15 protein-coding genes are annotated in these 16563 nt (G+C 72.8%); 8 read left to right on the forward strand and 7 right to left on the reverse strand.

Going from position 1 to position 16563, the window contains the following annotated elements; all coding sequences use genetic code 11:
- Nucleotides 1-256: 256 nt before the first annotated feature.
- Nucleotides 257-2707 carry a SpoIIE family protein phosphatase gene (locus QHG49_RS01090; protein WP_301486929.1) on the forward strand — a complete coding sequence of 817 codons (2451 nt, stop codon included), beginning with the start codon at nucleotides 257-259 and terminating at the stop codon, nucleotides 2705-2707.
- Here the strand turns inward: QHG49_RS01090 and QHG49_RS01095 are convergent.
- A complete protein-coding gene (locus QHG49_RS01095; RefSeq protein WP_159697738.1) occupies nucleotides 2704-3330 on the reverse strand; it encodes a TetR/AcrR family transcriptional regulator in 627 nt (208 codons plus the stop codon). The two genes, QHG49_RS01090 and QHG49_RS01095, sit on opposite strands and share 4 nt — an antisense overlap.
- 109 nt (nucleotides 3331-3439) lie before the next feature.
- On the opposite strand from QHG49_RS01095, the gene QHG49_RS01100 reads away from it, so the two are divergent.
- Complete coding sequence (locus QHG49_RS01100; protein ID WP_145488667.1) at nucleotides 3440-4126, forward strand: hypothetical protein; 687 nt, start codon at nucleotides 3440-3442, stop codon at nucleotides 4124-4126.
- 46 nt (nucleotides 4127-4172) lie between these two features.
- Here the strand turns inward: QHG49_RS01100 and QHG49_RS01105 are convergent, their stop codons facing one another.
- The gene (locus QHG49_RS01105) at nucleotides 4173-4784 is read right to left on the reverse strand and encodes a TetR/AcrR family transcriptional regulator (protein ID WP_159697741.1); all 612 of its coding nucleotides are present in this window, start codon (nucleotides 4782-4784) and stop codon (nucleotides 4173-4175) included.
- Nucleotides 4785-4926: 142 nt separating this feature from the next.
- Between QHG49_RS01105 and QHG49_RS01110 the strand changes: the two genes are divergently transcribed.
- Nucleotides 4927-5352 carry a nuclear transport factor 2 family protein gene (locus QHG49_RS01110; RefSeq protein WP_301486934.1) on the forward strand — a complete coding sequence of 142 codons (426 nt, stop codon included), beginning with the start codon at nucleotides 4927-4929 and terminating at the stop codon, nucleotides 5350-5352.
- Nucleotides 5349-6197, forward strand: a complete 849-nt coding sequence (locus QHG49_RS01115) for an NmrA family NAD(P)-binding protein (protein ID WP_301486935.1) — start codon at nucleotides 5349-5351, stop codon at nucleotides 6195-6197. Before QHG49_RS01110 ends, QHG49_RS01115 begins: the two co-directional genes overlap by 4 nt.
- 18 nt (nucleotides 6198-6215) lie before the next feature.
- Here the strand turns inward: QHG49_RS01115 and QHG49_RS01120 are convergent, their stop codons facing one another.
- The gene (locus QHG49_RS01120) at nucleotides 6216-6836 is read right to left on the reverse strand and encodes a TetR/AcrR family transcriptional regulator (RefSeq protein WP_244320315.1); all 621 of its coding nucleotides are present in this window, start codon (nucleotides 6834-6836) and stop codon (nucleotides 6216-6218) included.
- Nucleotides 6837-6948: 112 nt separating this feature from the next.
- On the opposite strand from QHG49_RS01120, the gene QHG49_RS01125 reads away from it, so the two are divergent.
- On the forward strand, nucleotides 6949-7407 hold the full coding sequence (locus QHG49_RS01125) for a cupin domain-containing protein (RefSeq protein WP_145488659.1): 459 nt from the start codon (nucleotides 6949-6951) through the stop codon (nucleotides 7405-7407).
- Between the two features lie 20 nt (nucleotides 7408-7427).
- Here QHG49_RS01125 and QHG49_RS01130 read toward each other — a convergent pair whose 3' ends face one another.
- Nucleotides 7428-8255, reverse strand: coding sequence for an alpha/beta fold hydrolase (locus QHG49_RS01130; RefSeq protein ID WP_301486936.1), 828 nt, complete (start codon nucleotides 8253-8255; stop codon nucleotides 7428-7430).
- Between the two features lie 125 nt (nucleotides 8256-8380).
- Nucleotides 8381-10054, reverse strand: coding sequence for a hypothetical protein (locus QHG49_RS01135; RefSeq protein ID WP_301486937.1), 1674 nt, complete (start codon nucleotides 10052-10054; stop codon nucleotides 8381-8383).
- A 254-nt stretch (nucleotides 10055-10308) separates the two neighbouring features.
- Between QHG49_RS01135 and QHG49_RS01140 the strand changes: the two genes are divergently transcribed.
- Together QHG49_RS01140 and gvpJ are read left to right on the forward strand one after the other, a co-directional pair.
- Nucleotides 10309-11136: a DUF4097 family beta strand repeat-containing protein gene (locus tag QHG49_RS01140; protein ID WP_301486938.1), complete on the forward strand. Its 828-nt coding sequence runs from the start codon at nucleotides 10309-10311 to the stop codon at nucleotides 11134-11136.
- 142 nt (nucleotides 11137-11278) lie between these two features.
- Nucleotides 11279-11668, forward strand: a complete 390-nt coding sequence (gvpJ, locus tag QHG49_RS01145) for a gas vesicle protein GvpJ (protein WP_145488653.1) — start codon at nucleotides 11279-11281, stop codon at nucleotides 11666-11668.
- Nucleotides 11669-11748: 80 nt separating this feature from the next.
- Here gvpJ and QHG49_RS01150 read toward each other — a convergent pair whose 3' ends face one another.
- Both QHG49_RS01150 and QHG49_RS01155 read right to left on the reverse strand, forming a co-directional pair.
- Complete coding sequence (locus QHG49_RS01150) at nucleotides 11749-13215, reverse strand: aminotransferase class V-fold PLP-dependent enzyme (protein WP_301492650.1); 1467 nt, start codon at nucleotides 13213-13215, stop codon at nucleotides 11749-11751.
- Between the two features lie 192 nt (nucleotides 13216-13407).
- Nucleotides 13408-14658: an NAD(P)/FAD-dependent oxidoreductase gene (locus tag QHG49_RS01155; protein ID WP_301486939.1), complete on the reverse strand. Its 1251-nt coding sequence runs from the start codon at nucleotides 14656-14658 to the stop codon at nucleotides 13408-13410.
- 382 nt (nucleotides 14659-15040) lie between these two features.
- On the opposite strand from QHG49_RS01155, the gene QHG49_RS01160 reads away from it, so the two are divergent.
- Nucleotides 15041-16549 carry a cryptochrome/photolyase family protein gene (locus QHG49_RS01160; protein ID WP_301486940.1) on the forward strand — a complete coding sequence of 503 codons (1509 nt, stop codon included), beginning with the start codon at nucleotides 15041-15043 and terminating at the stop codon, nucleotides 16547-16549.
- Nucleotides 16550-16563 lie beyond the last annotated feature (14 nt).

Raw genomic sequence — 16563 nt, forward strand, 5'->3', positions numbered from 1 at the left:
TGGCCCGACTCTATGGGTGGTTGCGGTGCGCGCGGAGGCCCTCACGCAGAGTCGGCCTGATGTCGTCACCGGGAGCGGACGCCCCCGGCGCGTTCCGCGCCATCAGGCCGAGGCCATCGAGGTCGAGTCGGTACGCGACGCGTACCCGCGCCACCAGGTGTCCGTCGTCGGCCGAGCGAGCGGCCCGTTCCTCTGCCACCCTGAACGTAGCCGACGAACGGGCGACGCCGGCCTCCTCCGGACCGGGAGGGTTGCCATGACCACTGCGGGCGCGGGGCAGAGCGGCGACGTACCGGAGACACCGCGGGCCCGGATCCTCCTGGCGGCCGACGCGACGGTCACCGAGTGGAGCCCGGAGGCGGAACGGCTCCTCGGCCACCGGTCCCAGGAGATGGCGGGCCGGCCGCTGTCGTCGCTCCTCGTCCGACCGGGACCGGCCGAGGGGGCCGCCCTCCCGCACGCCCCGCCCGCCTGTGGCGGCTGCCGGGCGCGCCTGCGCGACCGGTCCGGGCGGCCCGTGGAGGTCGAATGGTGGATGTGCCCCCTCCCTGCCGCCGAGGGCCCCGCGACCTGGGCCGTCTTCCTCGCCCCCGCGCGCGCCACGCCCCCGTGCGCGTTCGACCGGGCGATCCTCGACGCGCTGCTGACCGAGTCACCGGTCGGACTGCACGTCCTCGACACCGATCTGCGCCTGATGCGGTTCAACATCGCCTCGCCCGGGATGCGCGGTGTTCCCGCCGAGGGCGTCGTCGGGAAACCGGCCCGCGAGGTCGCGCCGACCGTGGTGACCGACACCGCCGAGCGCCTGATGCGGGAGGTCCTGAGCACGGGCGAGCCCGTCATCGACTTCGTCCAGCCGGGATATCCGCCCGCCGACCCCCACGACGAACACACGTTCTCCCTGTCGGCCTTCCGGCTGTGCGACCCCGCCGGGGAACCCCTCGGCGTGGCGACCCTGGCCATCGACATCACCGAGCGCCACCGGTACCGGGAGCGGCTCGAACTCCTCAACGACGCCAGCACGCGCATCGGTACGACCCTCGACCTGACCCGGACCGCGCGGGAACTGGCCGAGACCGCGGTGGGCCGGGTGGCCGACGCCGTCAGCGTGGACGTGCTCGACTCCGTCCACCGGGGCGAGGCACCCGAGCCCGGTCCGATACCCCCCGAGATGACCTTCTGCCGCACCGCGTTCCGCACGACCGAGGCCGCCGGGCTCCAGCCCGCCTACGCCGTCGGCGAGAAGGCCTCGTACCGCTTTCCGACACCACTCACCCAGTGTCTGGCCGATCTGCGGCCCCGGCTGATCCGGGAGGTCGAGGACGGCGAATGGCTGGCGCACGATCCGCTCCGCGCCGGCCATATGCGCGCCGGGCGGGTGCACTCGATGATGGTCGTGCCGCTGACCGCGCGCGGGGTCGTGCTCGGTGTGGCCGGTTTCTACCGTTCCGTGACGTCCGCGCCGTTCGACGACGGCGATCTGACCATCGCCGGGGAACTCGCCGCCTACACCGCCCTGGGCCTGGACAACGCCCGCCGCTACACGCGCGAGCACACCGCCGCGCTGGTCCTCCAGAACAGCCTGCTGCCGGGCCGGCTGCCCGCCCAGAACGCCGTCGAGGCGGCGTTCGGCTATCTGCCGGGGCACGCGGGCGGCCCGTGGTACGACGTCATCCCGCTGTCCGGCGCGCGGACCGCCCTGGTGGTCGGTGATGTGGCGGGGCAGGGCATGCGCGCCGTGGCGAGCATGGGCCGGCTGCGCGCCGCGATCCGCACCCTGGCCGCCCTGGATCTGGCCCCCGACGAGGTCCTGGCACACCTGGGCGACCTGGTGCTCGAACTCGCCGAGGAGGGCCACCCGGCCCTCGCCAACGACCCGCTGGACGTCCCGCCCACCACCGCCACCTGCGCCTGCGCGGTCTACGACCCGGTGAGCCGGCGCCTGGTCGTGGCCCGCGCGGGGCATCCCGCGCCGCTGCTCGTCCACCCCGACGGGCATGTGGCACCGGCCGACGCGCCGTGCGGCCCGCCGCTGGGCGTGGACGGACCGTCCTACGAGGCGTGGGAGACGGAGCTGCCGGAAGGAAGCCTGATCGCCCTCTACACCGAGGGCCTCGTCGGCGGGTCGCCGGAGGACGGCCCGGGTGCCGCACGGCTGCGCCGCGTCCTGGCCCAGCAGCACACGTGCGTACGGGAGGCGTGCGACACGGTGGTCTACACGCAGCTGTCCGGACGGACCGAGGACAACGTCGTACTCCTCCTCGCCCGGACCCGCGTGCTGCACGACGACCAGGTGGCCTCCTGGACCTTCCCCAGCGATCCGGCGATCGTGGCCACCGCGCGCACCCTGGCCGAGCGGCAACTGGCCAGTTGGGGGCTGTCCGATCTCGCGTTCACGACCGAGATGATCGTCAGTGAGCTGGTCACCAACGCCATCCGGTACGCCCCGGGCACCATCCAGGTACGGCTGATCCGGGACCGCGCGCTGATCTGCGAGGTCACCGACGGCAACAGCGCGGCCCCGCATGTGCGCCATCCCCGGACCACCGACGAGAGCGGCCGCGGACTGCTCCTGGTCGCCCAGCTCACCGCCCGCTGGGGCACCCGCGGCACCCACCACGGCAAGACCATCTGGACCGAACAGACGCTGCCGCCGCCCGCGGCCGCCCCCCCGTCCGCCGCCCCGGACACCGGAGGGGCGTCCTAGCAGAGCGCGGCGAAGCCCGTGCAGAGCAGGCGGATGCTCCGGGTGAACTTGTCGTCCTCGCCCAACCGGGGGATCACATCCCCCATCACCAGGGGGAATCGCTCGCACAGGTCGGCGTAGAGGTCGGCGGTGACGGCCGGTGGGGCGGTCGGCCGGTTCTCCTCCTGGAGGACGAAGCCGGTGATGTGACTGAGCAGGGTGTCGGCGGCGATGCCGCAGTGGGCGACGGGCACTCCCGCGTCGAGGAGGGTCCGCAGCAGGCGTTCCATCAGGGAGAACGCGCCGGTGCTGAGCATGCCCGGACTCTCGGCGAGGAGTTGGGCGCCCCCGGGGTGTTCCCTGATCTCCGCGCGCAGGGCGGTGGCCTGGGCTTCGACGCGGTCCTGCCAGGTGGCGGCGGACGGCAGGGCGGCCAGGGCGTCGGTGCCCGCGTCGTAGGCGCGGCGGCAGACCCGGTCGGCCATCAGGGCGAGCAGTTCCTCCTTGCCGCGTACGTGGTAGTAGAGGCTGCCGGCGTGGGCGTCGAGGCGGTCGGCGACCTGGCGCATGGACAGGTTGTGGTAGCCGACCTCGGCGAAGACGGCCATGCCCGCGTCGACGATGCGCTCCTTGGTGAGCTTCATGGATTCACCGTACCGCCCTTTCCAACACCGTTCGAAAACTGTGTTAGTTTTGCGCCGACCGATTTTCGAACGGCGTTGGAAACGCTGGAACACGGGGGGAGCGGCAATCATGGGGGCGATCGTCTTCAATGTGACCACGGCTGCGCTGATGGTCATGATGGTCAACTGCGGTCTCGGGGTGGTCGGCCGGGACACCCTGCGCGGGCGGCCGATCCCATGGGCGGCGGTCGCGCTGACCGCGATCGCCGTCGGCGGCGTCCTGCTCCAGCTGGTCTGGCCCGGCGCCATGGACGCCCTGGACGCGGACCCCGCCAGATCCGGCTGGTGGCGCGAGTTCACCTCGGTGTTCATGCAGAACGGCGGCATCCTCGGCGCCCTGTGGAACCTCGTCACCCTCGCCGTCGTCGCCGCGCTCGCCCAGTGGTACTGGGGCGGCTCGCTGACCCTCGGCTTCTTCCTCGCCGGCATCGTGCTGCCCGGCCGGATCGACACGCTGCTCGGCTTCGGCGGCGGCCCCAGCACCGACCCCCGGAACTTCGCCGGCAGTTCCGGCGCCACCTACTTCCTCGGCGCCACCCTCGCCCTGGCCTTCCTGACCCGCACCCGCCTCCCCAAGGAACTCGCCCTGGCGATCGGTGTCCCGGTCCTGGGCCTGGCGATGTGGTTCGCCCAGGACAACGGCCACGGCCTGGTCTCCGTCTACGGCTTCGTCCTCGGCGGAGCGGCCTGGGCGGTCCGCACCCGGTGGCGCGGCAGTGACGCGGGCTCGGACCGCGCCCCGGAGCGCGCCCACTGACCAAGTCCGGATGGGGCCGACGCCGCTGAGGCGTCGGCCCCGGGCATCACTCCTGCGCAGCCACGCCTTCCGAGGATGCGGAGGCCAGCAGTCGGGCGGCGAAGTCCGCCAACCGCGCCCGCATCCTTTCCCTCGGCACGCGCTCTTCTCCGGCCAGGTGCTCGACGAGGTCGGCGCGCGTCGCGGCGAGCAGGGCATGGGCGATGAAGTCGCCGTCGGTCAGGCCGGGGATCTGTTCCAGTACGGCCCGGAGCAGGCCGTGCCACCGCTCGTAATGCTCCGCCCGGTACGGGCTGCCGCTGCCGCCGCCTTCCTCCAGGGCCAGCGCGAGGCGCCGGTTGTCGAGTTTGAAGCACAGGACGGCGTCGAGCAGCGCGGGTACGCGCTCCTGCGGTGCGGCCGCGGGCCCCAGCGGCGGCGGCCCGGCCTCGACCGCCTCCCTGACCGGTTCGAGTCGCACCTCGTACAACGCGCGAAGCAGCCCGGCGCGATCACCGAAGGCCCGGAAGATCGTGCCCTTGCCGACCCCGGCCGCCGCCGCGACGTCGGCCATCGTGACGTCCTCGGGACTGCCGCAGCGGGTGAAGAGATCATCGGCGGCCGCCAGCACGGCCTCCCGGTTACGGGCGGCGTCCTTGCGGGACCTGCGCTCCGTCATGGCGCTCCTTCGTTCACGCTGCTCCTCCTTCATTCACGCCGCCCCTCGGTCATTCATGCTGCTCCTCGTTTGCAAAGCGGACCCGTGGTCCGTATCGTCGAACCGGACCCGCAGTCCGGATTCTACGAGCTGGAGGACACCCATGTCCGCACCGACTTCCCCGGCGGATCTGTACCGCCACAGCCTGCGACTACTGCTCGACAAGGACATCCCCGCCTGGGTGGCGTTGTGGGCCGAGGACGGCCTCATGGAGTTCCCCTTCGCCCCCGACGGCCGGCCCCGGCGCCTGGAGGGCAAGGAGGCCATCGCCGCGTACATGCGTCCCTATCCCGACCACATCGATCTGCACGACTTCCCCGACCTGCGGATCCATCAGACCACCGAGCCGGAGACGATCGTGGTCGAGATGCGCGGCGTCGGCCGCATGGCGGCGACCGGCGCCCCCTTCGACATGACGTACATCGCCGTGGTGACCGTCCGGGACGGGCACTTCACCTCCTACCGCGACTACTGGAACCCCCTGGCCGTCCAGGAGCCCGGCACCGACTTCGCGGGGAGCAGCCGATGACCACCACCGGCACCACTCTGGTCATCGGCGCCACCGGCACCACCGGCGGCCGCACCGCCGCACAACTGACGGCCGCCGACCACCGCGTCAAGGCCGCCAGCCGCCGGGCCACCCCGGTCACCGGCGCCGAACCGGTCGCGTTCGACTGGTACGACCCCGCCACCCACCCAGCCGCCCTCGACGGGGCCGACCGCGTCTACCTCATACCGCCGCTGGGAGAGCCCGACCCCGCGGCCATCATGCTCCCGTTCCTCCAGCAGGCCCGCGCCGCGGGTGTACGGCGAGCCGTGCTGCTGAGCTCATCAGCGATCCCTTCGGGCGGCCCGGCGGTGGGAACGGTGCACCAGGCACTGCCCGACCTGTTCGACCAGTGGGCGGTCCTTAGGCCCTCATGGTTCATGCAGAACTTCACCGGCGCCCACGCACACAGTCACAGCATCCGCGACGAAGGCATCCTCTGGACCGCCACGGAAGACGGCCGGGTCGGCTTCGTCGACGCCGAGGACATCGCGGCCGTAGCCGTCCGCGCCCTGACCGACGAACAGGCCCCGGACACCGACCTCGTCCTCACCGGCCCCGAGGCACTCAGCTACGACGACATCGCCACGGCCATCACCGACGTCACCGGCCGGCCGGTGCTCCACCGCCGCCTGTCCTACGAGCAGATGCGCGACCGGCTCGCAACGCAGCTGCCGTTGGAGTTCGCCGCGATACTCGCCGGCATGGACCGCGCCATCGCCGAAGGAGCCGAGGACCGCGTCACCGACACGGTCCAGCGCCTCACGGGCCGGCCCCCGCGCACCTTCCGGGCCCTTCTGGAGAGGGAGCTGCGGCTCGGCGGCTGAGGCTCCAGGGCGACGGGGTCAGCGGGACGACTTCGCGTCCGGGTGCAGGGCGGCACGGGTGAGGGACGCCGCGGTCGCCACGACGCTGGTGATGGCCTCCTCCGGGTCGAGGCCGTACAGGTCGGTGAGGTTGAAGAGCGCCTCGGCGCTGACCACCACGGCGAGGCCACGCCTGAGCTGCTCCAAGGCGGCGGGGTCGACCGCCTCGGCCTGGGGAGCCAGCGCGTGGTCGATCAGTCCGAAGCGCAGGCCGGGGCGGGCGGACCGTTCGGGGCGGGCGACGGTTCCGGCGATCATGGCGCGGACCACGCCCTGCCGGGCCAGCACGTGGCGCAGCAGGAACTCGGCCGCGGCGGCGACGCGTGCCACCGGATCGGTGGACTGCTCGACCCCGGCGAGCGCCTCGCCCGGCTCGGGGAGCTGACCGCTGATGGCCTCCTGGAGGAGACTGACCAGATCGGGAAAATAACGGTAGGCCGTGGCCTCGGACACGAGGGCCGCCGCGGCGATCTCGGCCATCGTCACGTCGTGCCCCGTACGACTCAGTTCGGCCGCGGCCTGCACGATCGCCCGCCGCGTACGCAGCTTCTGGTTCGCGCGGCCGGTCATACCGGAAGTCGGCGAGGTCTGCGAGGACATGGATCCACCTTTCGGTCCGCGACGGGGTCAACTTTCCTGCGATCAAGACTTGCATCATACGATGCGACCAGCCTACTTTCATGCGAGGTAACTCTCACGAAGGAGTCCGACCATGAACAGCGTCGCGATCATTCCCCCTGACGGCGGTGAGGTGATCGAGTTGGGACCGGCGAGAGTGCGCATCCTGGAGGACGGCGGCACGACCGCGCACCGCCTCGGAATCGGCGAGATCACCCTCGCCCCGCACAGCGCCGGCCCGCCCCAGCACCGCCACGCCGAGCACGACGAGGGCTTCTACGTGGTCTCCGGTACAGCCCGGTTCACCGTGGGCCACGACGGCTACGACGCACCGCCCGGAACGCTGGTGATGGTCCCGCCCGGCGTGCCCCACACCTTCGCCAACCCGGGCGACGAACCACTGGTGATGGTCAACACCTTCACGCCCGACCTGTATGTGCAGTACTTCCGCGACCTGCGCGACGCGACGACGCGGGACGGCGAGCCGACGGGACCCGCCACCGTACGGGTGATGGCCCGTTACGCGACCACGCCGGCCACGGAGTACGACTAGGGGTCGGCCGAGCGCGTTCTTCAGGCCGCGGACGGCGAGTTCACCACGGTGTCGGCGAAGTCGCCGATGGCGGCGAGGGTGCGCCCCAGCTGCTCGATGTGCGGGAAGTGCCCGGCCTCGGGGATGGGCGTGAAGCGGCCGTTCGAGAAGGACGTGGCATAGCCGCGCCCGTAGGCCGTGGAGGCGATGCCGTCCCGCTCACCCCAGACGACCAGCACCGGCACACCGACACGGTGCAGGCGACCGCGCAGCTTCGGGTCGTACGAGAACTCCTCGCCCCCGTATACCGCGAGGGTCCGCTGGTTGGCGGCCCCCTGTGCCCGCTGCTCGTCGCTGAAGGAGGAGAAGTCGGGGCGGAACGCCGGGTCGGCGAAGGACAGTTGAGCGAGTTCGGCCGGCGCCAGGGTGCGGACGTCCACGACCGCGTCCTCCTTCTGCGCCGCGTCGACGCCCACCGCGTTGAGCAGGGCGAGACTGCCTATCCGGCCCTTCGTGTCACGTAGGGCCATCTCGGAGGCAATCCACCCGCCGACCGAACTGCCGATCACCATGACCTCGTCGAGGCCGAGCACATCGAGCAGATCCAGGTAGGCGACGGCGAGGTCGGCGGGCGAATCGACCCGCTCCGGACGGGGCGTTCCCTGGAAACCCGGGTGGGTCGGGACGACGGTGTACGCGTGCTCGGCAAGGGCCTCGGCCAGCCCGGCCATCGTCCAGGGGCCCGCACCACCGTGCAGCAGCAGGAACCCTTTGCCGCCGGAACTGCTTCCGCGCTCCTCGATGGTCACAGAGAGGCCGCCGGGGAGGTCGACGGTGCGGGTGTTGCCGGTGGAAACAGGGGAGGTCATTGGCACGCCTTTCACGAGAGCTGACTCTCATGAATATAGGGTGGTCGCACAACTTCATGCAAGTACACTCTCACGACAAGAACACCCTCCCGTCGACGGTTCAAGCCTCTCCGCCTCAGATCCGATCAGTCGGGCGGGTCGAGCAGTGTGGGCACCAGACAGCGCTGCGCGTGGCGGACGTACTCCCGTACGCGTTCCCAGCCGTCCTCCTCCCCCGCCAGCCGGGTGCACAGCCCCCAAGCCTCGGGCAGCGCGTGCTCCTTGACCCACAGCATGTAGCGGCAGACCACCTCGCGCCGGTCGCCGATCGCCTCCAGGCGGCGGGCGAGGGCGCCGTCGTGGCGGGCGCGGGCGAGCGCGGCGAACATGTCCACGACGGCGTAGTAGCTGAGCACGGCCTCGGTCGTGCGGTTCATGCAGGCCAGCACGACGCCGGCCTCGTACCGTGCCTGCTCCTCCAGCCGCCGGGCCCGGCCGATCCGGCTCGGCCGCCCGGGGTGGAAATGGCGCCGGATGGTGTCGAAGTCGGGCACGAAGGGGCCGTCCCGGCCGGCCCCCATGATGAGGGCGTTCATCGTATGGACGTACGCCGCGCAGTCCGCCTGTGCCTCCGGGCGGGCCCCCCGGGGCAGCCCGGCGGTGAACGGCACCAGGGGTGCTCCGGTCCCGTCGCCGAACCTGCTCCGGAGGATCGGGGTGAGTTCGCGGGCGATGAGGAAGAGCGCGCACGCGTCGAAGACCACATAGGGGTCCCCGGGGCCGTAGCGGCTCTCGTCCTCCGGCATGTCCATCGGGATGAGCGGCCGGGGCGGGAGCAGGTCGGCGCCGCGCGGGGGTCGCCAGGAGCGCAGATAGGAGGCCACGGTGGTGTCGACGTCGGCCCAGGCGCGGTCGCGGTCGAAGGCGCGGGAGTCGTCGTCCGCCGCTGTCCCGCCGGCGGAGAAGAGGGTGGGCAGGGCCCAGGACACGTTGGCCATCAACTCGCGGGTCTGCGGCGGCAGTCCGATGACGAAGCCCGGCCGGCCGTCGGCGAGGGGGCGGGTCAGCACCCGGGACTCCGGGTCGGTGGACGGCTGGACGAACACCTCGACGGTGGAGGCCACTTGGCGGACCTCGTCGAGGCCGGGTATGCGCGGGTCGCGCACGCGGTGATCGCCGTCGTCGGTACGGGAGGAGGCGTGGGCGAGCAGGAGCAGGTCGAGCAGTCTGCGGGGCCTGCCGGACACCTCGGCCAGCTTCTTCGGGTTGTCGAGCAGGGCCCCGGTGGGGTCGGCGCCGCTGACGAAGTCCGGGTCGGTGAACACCCGGGCGAGCCGGGTGGCCTCGGCGGCGAGTTCGGGGCTCTGGTGCTCGCCGAACAAGGGGCTGCGCGCGTACGGGAAGGGGTCCGGGTCCGGCGGCGCCTGCGCCAGCAGCCCGTTGAGCGCGGAGCGCAGGGCCGCGCCGTCCCGTACGGGCACATCGCGGCGCGGCTTGCGGATGACGATCTGCCCGTGCTCGATGCGGGGGTCCGACCGTACGACGACATCGCAGGGCCCGGCGAGGCGTAGGGCGATGCCGTACCGGAAGAGGTGACGCAGCGCGTCGACGGTGTCCGCGAGGGCGGCAGGCGTGGCGGTGCCGGTGAGGAGGTCGTCGCCGGGGGCGTCGGCGCCCGGTGGGCACAGGTCCGTGTACATGATGCCGGCCCGGCTCAACACGTCCCTCGCGGCGGCCGATTCCGCGCGGTCAGAGGCGGCGAACAGGTGGAGGACCACCACCACTTCGCCGGCGGCCGTCGATCGTGTCTTTTCCCCCATATCTCGACAGCATGACGGCGAGCGGAGGGAGGAATCAACCGATCGGAGCGATATCGGGGCAGTGAGCGCGCGTCTCGTGACTCCCGTTCCCCGAGGGGCAGTATCGCGTCAGGTGCGGAGCGGGGCGGCCCGGTGCGGGCGAACACGGGAGCGACGGCCGCCACGATGGTCGATGGTGGCGGCGACCCCCTGCTCGCCCCCGGCCGAGGCAATCGATGTGCACGAATCCCGTCCCTCCCGGGCACACGCATCCCATGACCTCATCGTGGAGCAGGCCGAGCCGTCCGAACTCCGTACGAAAGTCCCGTCGTCGCGGCCGGGTGGCCTGGGCCGGGTGTGCGCTGGTGCCGCTCCTCGCGTTGGCGGCCTGCGACCACGGCGGTGAGCGGGCGGTGCCGGGGGCCGTGCCCGCCGGCCACGGAGGGGAGTTCAAGCAGGCCGCGCTCGCGGAGGGCGGGCGTCTCGTCATCACCACCCAGGGCGGTGTGCGGGTCGTCGGGACGGACGACGGCAGCGTGTCGGTGGACGACGGGACCCTCGCCCGCTGGGACGGGGACGGCGGCACGCACACCCTCGATCTGCCCTGCGACGAGGGCGATGACCGGGCCCGGGACAACTGCGGCGGGATGCCGCTCGTCCACGTGCCCCGAGGGGTCGCGCTCACCGTGCGGGCCCACGACGCCGGGATCGATGTGAGCGATGTGCGGGGCGAGTTGAGCCTGAGCACGGTCAACGGCGATGTCACCGTGCAGGATTCGGGCGTGAAGGGGGCCCGTCAGCACCTGGTGACCCGCAACGGCTCCGTCCGCGCGACCGGTCTGGCTGCGCGCGAGGTGGGGGCCGAGACGGTCAACGGTGACGTCGACCTGCTGTGCACGACGTCGCCGGACGCGCTCGACGGTGTGACCCGCAACGGCTCCGTGCGCGTGACCCTCCCGGCGGGCGCGCCGCCGTACGCGACCGATGCGAGCACCGTCAACGGCCGCTCCACCGTGGATATTCCGGCCGCCGGCTCCTCCGACCACCGGCATCGGCTGACCCTGCGCACGGTCAACGGGGACACCGAGGTCCACCGGGGGTGACCCGCGTCGCCGTCGTCGTGGCCGGCCGGCTCGTACAGGCGTTTGACAGCAGCGGGTCGGGTCACACGGACAGGCGGCCTTCGTCGCTGCCGGGCTCGGTGTCGACGAGCAATTCGGGACTGGGGAAAAGGGGTTGGTCGTGATGACCGTGGCGACGCAGGGTGGTGGCGGTGGTGGATCCAGTGGCCTCTACGACGTGCTGGAACTCATTCTCGACCGCGGGCTGGTGATCGACGCGTTCGTGCGGGTCTCCCTCGTCGGTATCGAGATCCTCAAGGTCGACATTCGTATCGTGGTCGCCAGCGTCGACACGTATCTGCGCTTCGCCGAGGCGTGCAACCGTCTGGACCTGGAGTCGGGGCCGCGGAAACCGGCCGGGCTCACCGAACTCCCCGGGCAGCTCAAGGGATCCGGCGGGCGGGGTATCGCCAAGGGCGTCCTGTCCGGTGCCGCGGAGGCGCTGTCGGACGGCTTCCACCAGGCGCGGGACGAGAGCCGGGGACGGCGGGGCGACCGGTCCCGGCGCGGATGAAGCGTGCGGGTGCCGTAGGGCGGAACGAGGCGCGAGGGTGCCGTAGGGCGGAACGACGTGTGCGGGTCCCGTACGGCGGATCAGATGTGGAAGAGCGCGCCGATGAACTCCGTCAGCATCCGCTCCTTCAGCCGGGACGGCAGGGCGTCCAGCAGGGCCAGCACCGGCGCCATCCGCGACGGCAGGCCCCGTTCGCCGCCCAGCCCGGCGAAGGCCAGGAACCCCGCCACGTCCTCCGGTGTGAGGGTGTCCGGGTCGAGCGTGGCGGCCAGTCCGGCCAGCGCCGGGTCCACGGTCAGCGGCCCGCACGCTCGCGCGGCCACCAGCGACTCGGCCAGATCCGCCAGCAGTGGTTCGACCCGGTCGCTGATGGCCGGGGTCAGGGTCAGGTGCAGGTTCGGCGGGAGGCCGGCGCTGGAGAGCTGCGGTTGGAGGTACCAGCCGCGCTCCCGCATCTCGTCCGCCACATGCAGCACCAGGTCCAGATCGGGGGTTCCGGTGGGGCCCTGCACGGTGAACGCGATCAGGCTGCCCGTCGGTTCGCCGAGGACCCGGATGCCGTCCAACGCCCGTAGTCCGGCAAGCAGTTGGTCGGCGGCCCGGGCCACACGGCGGGCCAGGGCCGTGTACCCGTTGTGGCCGAGGTGGTGCAGCACCGCCCACGCCTGCGCCAGCAGCCCGCCGGACTTGGTGCCCTGCGCGGTCGGGTTGACCACCGGGTAGCCGGGCCAGCCCGCGTACGCGAAGTACTGGTGGCGGCGCAGTTCGGCGTCCCGGTACAGGACGACCGAGGCCCCCTTGTGGGCGTAGCCGTACTTGTGCAGGTCCACCGAGATGGAGGTGACGCCCGGGACGGACAGGCCGAACGGTTCGATCGGGACGCCCGCGCGGGCGAGGAAGGGCAGGAACCAGCCGCCGATACACGCGTCGACATGGCACAGCACACCCCGCGCCTCGGCGGCCGCGGCGATCTCGGCCACGGGATCCAGTACCCCGTGCGCGTACGACGGGGCGGACGCGACCACCAGTACGGTGCGGTCGGTGACCGCGTTCGCCATGGCCGGCGCGTCGGCGCGGAACGTCAGCGGGTCGACCGGGACGACCACCGTCTCAAGACCCAGGTAGTGGGCCGCCTTGTGGAAGGCCGCGTGTGCCGTCGAGGGCAGCACCAGCTGCGGCCGGGTCACCCCGCGCACGGCACGGGCGTGGTCCCGGGCGGTCTTGACGGCGAGCAGGATCGACTCGGTGCCGCCGCTGGTGAAGCTGCCCTGCGCGCCGGGCACCCCGAGGATCGCGGAGACCGCGCCCACCACGTCGTTCTCCAGCCGGGCCACGCTCGGGAAGACCGTCGGGTCCAGGCCGTTGACCGTGGCGAACACGCCGTACGCGGCTTCGGCCAGCTCGTCCACGCCGGGCAGCCCCGTGTCGTAGACGTAGGCGAACGTCCGGCCGCCCCGGGTCGCCGCGTCCGCGGCACGCACGTCGCGCAGCTCGGCCAGCAGTTGGTCGGCCGGGCGGCCAGGGGGCAGCGCGGACGCGGGGCGGATGGCGGAGGCGGTCGGCTCGGCGGGCTCGGCTGCGGAGTCACTGGCCACGGTCGGCTCCTGTCTGTCTCGGGCACGAGGGGTGTTTCCGTGTCCGAAGGGCGTGGGAAGCGCGGCGCAGCGTCAGGGTTATCCGCAATTCCCCGTCCGCACAAGGTGCTTGGCGCAGTGATGTCCGGCCGAGCCGCGGCGCGCTCACTTTCCGCCGAGGTCCTCCAGTACCTCCCGGGCCGCCCGCGCACCGGAGGCGAGGGCGCCCTGCACGGAGCCCGTCCCCCGGTGGTCCCCGCAGACGTAACGGCCCTGGCCGGTACGGCAGGTCCGGGTCAGCGGCCAGGGCGGCGGCATGGCGGGCAGCGCGCCCTCGATGGTGCGCGCGACCAGCAGATCCCAGCCGGTGGTGTCGGTGCCGTACATCTCGGCCAGGGCGGCGATCACGGCCGACCGTGCGGGTTCGGTGTCGTCACCCAGCACGGAGGTGGCGACGAGGGCACTGCCGCGTGGCGCGTACTCGGGGGCGACATCGCTGAGGACGCAGGTGTTCAGCACGCGGCGGCGGGTGTCGACCAGCAGGACGGGCTGCCCGAGGGGTGAGCGCGGGGCGACGTGGTAGTACGTGGTGACCGTGCGCTGGGCGGGCACCTCCAGGCCGGGCAGCATCCGCGCGGCGGCACCGGCGCCGGTGGCCACCACGACGGCGCGCGACGGCAGTTCCGTACCGTCCGCCGTGAGGACGCCCCCGTCGGCGAGCCCTGACACGGGCGTGCCGAGCCGTACGATGCCCTCGGGCAGGGCCGCGGCCAGGGCGCGGGGGACGGACCGCACGCCGAAGGCCGGCAGGCACAGGGCGCCGCGCAGCATGCTGCGCCACACGAGATGGAACACCCGGCTGGACGTCTCCAGGGTGTCCTCCAGGAAGACCCCGGAGAGGAACGGCCGGAAGAAGTCCGCCACGAACGATTCGGAGAAGCCCGCGTCGGCCAGTGCGGTGCGGGTGGTGTGCTCGGGTGCGCGCTTGATGGTCCGGGCCGGGGCGAGCGCGTCGCGGGCGCCGAGCGCGGCCAGCGCCATCAGGTCGCGCGGCCCGGCGAACCGCCCGGAGAGCAGCGGGGCCACCGCGTCGGGGCGGCGGCGCGGGTCGGCCAGCAGCACGCGCCGGTCGCCGGTGTGCACGAGGACGCCCGGCAGGAAGGGGCGCGGGTCGACGAACCGCATGGGCAGGCGGCGGCGCAGCTGCGGGTAGGCGGGGTTGACGACCTGGAATCCCCGGTCCACCGTGAAGCCGTCGAGGCGGTCCGTCCGCATCCGTCCGCCCACCGCGTCGTCCGCCTCCAGCACGATGACGTCGAGCCCGGCGGCGGCCAGGTCGTGGGCGCACGCCAGCCCGGCGACCCCGGCACCCACCACGACGACGTCCGCGACCACGGATCCGTCCACCACGGCCATCACCTCTCCTCGCTCCTCAAGGGCTGCCCCCGGGCGGCGCCTGTCGCACGGCACGGGTCCGCCGCCGGGCTCGGGCGGCCCGTCGGGAGCACGCGCCTGGACGCCGGCGACCGGACACCGGATGCCTGCCCGGGCGCCGTACGTCCTTCTCGGGTACTTCCCCGTTCGGCCGCCGCCGTGGACGCAACCCCGCGCCCGAACGGGTGACTGCCGATGGCCCGCCGCATTCGCCGCGCCGCCGTGGGGGCGGATCCGTCCGAGAGTTGCCCCACCGGAGGCGGAAGCCCGCGGCGGCGGGGGCGCGGCCTGCGCGGCGCGGAGCGTCCGTCCCCGGCCCGGCTCGCACCCGCACACCCCCCGCCGTACGAAAGGCCTCCCGCCCATGACGACCCCGCACTGGCTCTTCGGCGATCAGCTCGGCCCGCACTTCCTCGCCCCGGGCGGCGAGGACGGGCCCGGACGCGGGGCTCCCGTGGTGATGATCGAGGCCAGGTCGGTCTTCCGGCGGCGCCGCTTCCACCGGGCCAAGGCGCACCTGGTGCTCTCCGCGATGCGGCACCGCGCGGCGGAGCTGGGCGAGCGGGTGACGTACGTACGGGCCGAGACCTACCGCGAGGGACTGCGGCGCGCGGTGGGGGACGCGCCGGTCACGGTGTGCCATCCGACCTCGTACGCGGCGCTGCGGCTGGTGCGGTCCCTGCCCCAGGTGCGGGTGCTGCCCGCCCGGGGCTTCCTGGTGGCCCACGAGGAGTTCGCCCGCTGGGCCGAGTGGCGCGGTGAACGGCGGCTGCTCCAGGACGACTTCTACCGCTGGGTGCGTGAGGAGCACGACCTGCTGATGGAGGGCGACCACCCGGCGGGCGGCAGGTTCAACCACGACCACGCCAACCGGGAACCCCCGCCGGGCGGCGCCCGGAAGCTCGACGTACCGGGACCGTACCGGCCGCGCGAGGACGACATCGACGCGGAGGTGCGCGACGACCTCGACCGGTGGGAGCGCGAGGACGGCGTGCGCTTCGTCGGCCGGGACGGGCCCCGCCGCTTCCCCGCCACGCGCCGGGAGGCGCTGTCGGCCCTGCGGCGTTTCGTGGCGGACCGGTTGGCGTCCTTCGGGCCGTACGAGGACGCGATGCTCACCGGTGATCCGGTGATGAGCCACAGCCTGCTGTCGTCCTCGCTGAACCTGGGCCTGCTGCACCCCGCGGAGTGCGTGGAGCGAGCCGAGCGGGCCTGGCGGGCGGGCGCCGTCCCGGTGAACAGCGCGGAGGGTTTCGTACGGCAGGTGGCGGGCTGGCGGGAGTACGTCTGGCAGCTGTACTGGCACTTCGGGGAGGACTACCGGCACGGGAACGCGCTCGGGCACACGGCGGAACTGCCGGACTACTTCGCCGAGTTGGACGCCGACGCGGTCACCGCGCGCTGTCTGGCCACCGTGCTCGCCCAGGTGCGCGACACCGGGTGGACGCATCACATCCCCCGGCTGATGGTGCTGGGCAGCCACGCCCTCCAGCGCGGCTGGGACCCGGTCGCGGTGACCGACTGGTTCCATCGCTGCTTCGTCGACGGCTACGACTGGGTGATGGTGCCGAACGTGGTGGGCATGTCCCAGTACGCGGACGGCGGCAGGATGACCACCAAGCCGTACACGTCGGGCGGTGCCTACATCCACCGCATGAGCGATCTGTGCGGGGGGTGCGCCTACCGGCCCACCGAGCGCACCGGCCCGCGCGCCTGTCCCTACGCCGCCGGGTACTGGGCCTTTCTGCACCGGCACCGGCGGCTGCTGTCCGGCAACGCCCGTATGCGGCGGGCGGTGCGGGGCCTGGACCGGCTCGGCGACCTCGACGAGGTGCTGCGGCAGGAGCGGCGGCGGGCGGACGAGGCGCCATGAGCGGCCGTACGGGT

It is taken from the genome of Streptomyces sp. WP-1, assembly GCF_030450125.1.
GTDB classification, from domain to species: domain Bacteria; phylum Actinomycetota; class Actinomycetes; order Streptomycetales; family Streptomycetaceae; genus Streptomyces; species Streptomyces incarnatus.

What these genes read in the sequence shown, in the direction of transcription:
- gvpJ (WP_145488653.1), top strand. Translation starts at nt 11,279, where the DNA reads ATGACCGTGGCGACGCAGGGTGGTGGCGGTGGTGGATCCAGTGGCCTC.
- QHG49_RS01110 (WP_301486934.1), top strand. Translation starts at nt 4,927, where the DNA reads ATGTCCGCACCGACTTCCCCGGCGGATCTGTACCGCCACAGCCTGCGA.
- QHG49_RS01140 (WP_301486938.1), top strand. Translation starts at nt 10,309, where the DNA reads ATGACCTCATCGTGGAGCAGGCCGAGCCGTCCGAACTCCGTACGAAAG.
- QHG49_RS01155 (WP_301486939.1), bottom strand. Translation starts at nt 14,658, where the DNA reads ATGGCCGTGGTGGACGGATCCGTGGTCGCGGACGTCGTCGTGGTGGGT.
- QHG49_RS01115 (WP_301486935.1), top strand. Translation starts at nt 5,349, where the DNA reads ATGACCACCACCGGCACCACTCTGGTCATCGGCGCCACCGGCACCACC.
- QHG49_RS01130 (WP_301486936.1), bottom strand. Translation starts at nt 8,255, where the DNA reads ATGACCTCCCCTGTTTCCACCGGCAACACCCGCACCGTCGACCTCCCC.
- QHG49_RS01125 (WP_145488659.1), top strand. Translation starts at nt 6,949, where the DNA reads ATGAACAGCGTCGCGATCATTCCCCCTGACGGCGGTGAGGTGATCGAG.
- QHG49_RS01105 (WP_159697741.1), bottom strand. Translation starts at nt 4,784, where the DNA reads ATGACGGAGCGCAGGTCCCGCAAGGACGCCGCCCGTAACCGGGAGGCC.
- QHG49_RS01120 (WP_244320315.1), bottom strand. Translation starts at nt 6,836, where the DNA reads ATGTCCTCGCAGACCTCGCCGACTTCCGGTATGACCGGCCGCGCGAAC.
- QHG49_RS01135 (WP_301486937.1), bottom strand. Translation starts at nt 10,054, where the DNA reads ATGGGGGAAAAGACACGATCGACGGCCGCCGGCGAAGTGGTGGTGGTC.
- QHG49_RS01095 (WP_159697738.1), bottom strand. Translation starts at nt 3,330, where the DNA reads ATGAAGCTCACCAAGGAGCGCATCGTCGACGCGGGCATGGCCGTCTTC.
- QHG49_RS01100 (WP_145488667.1), top strand. Translation starts at nt 3,440, where the DNA reads ATGGGGGCGATCGTCTTCAATGTGACCACGGCTGCGCTGATGGTCATG.
- QHG49_RS01160 (WP_301486940.1), top strand. Translation starts at nt 15,041, where the DNA reads ATGACGACCCCGCACTGGCTCTTCGGCGATCAGCTCGGCCCGCACTTC.
- QHG49_RS01090 (WP_301486929.1), top strand. Translation starts at nt 257, where the DNA reads ATGACCACTGCGGGCGCGGGGCAGAGCGGCGACGTACCGGAGACACCG.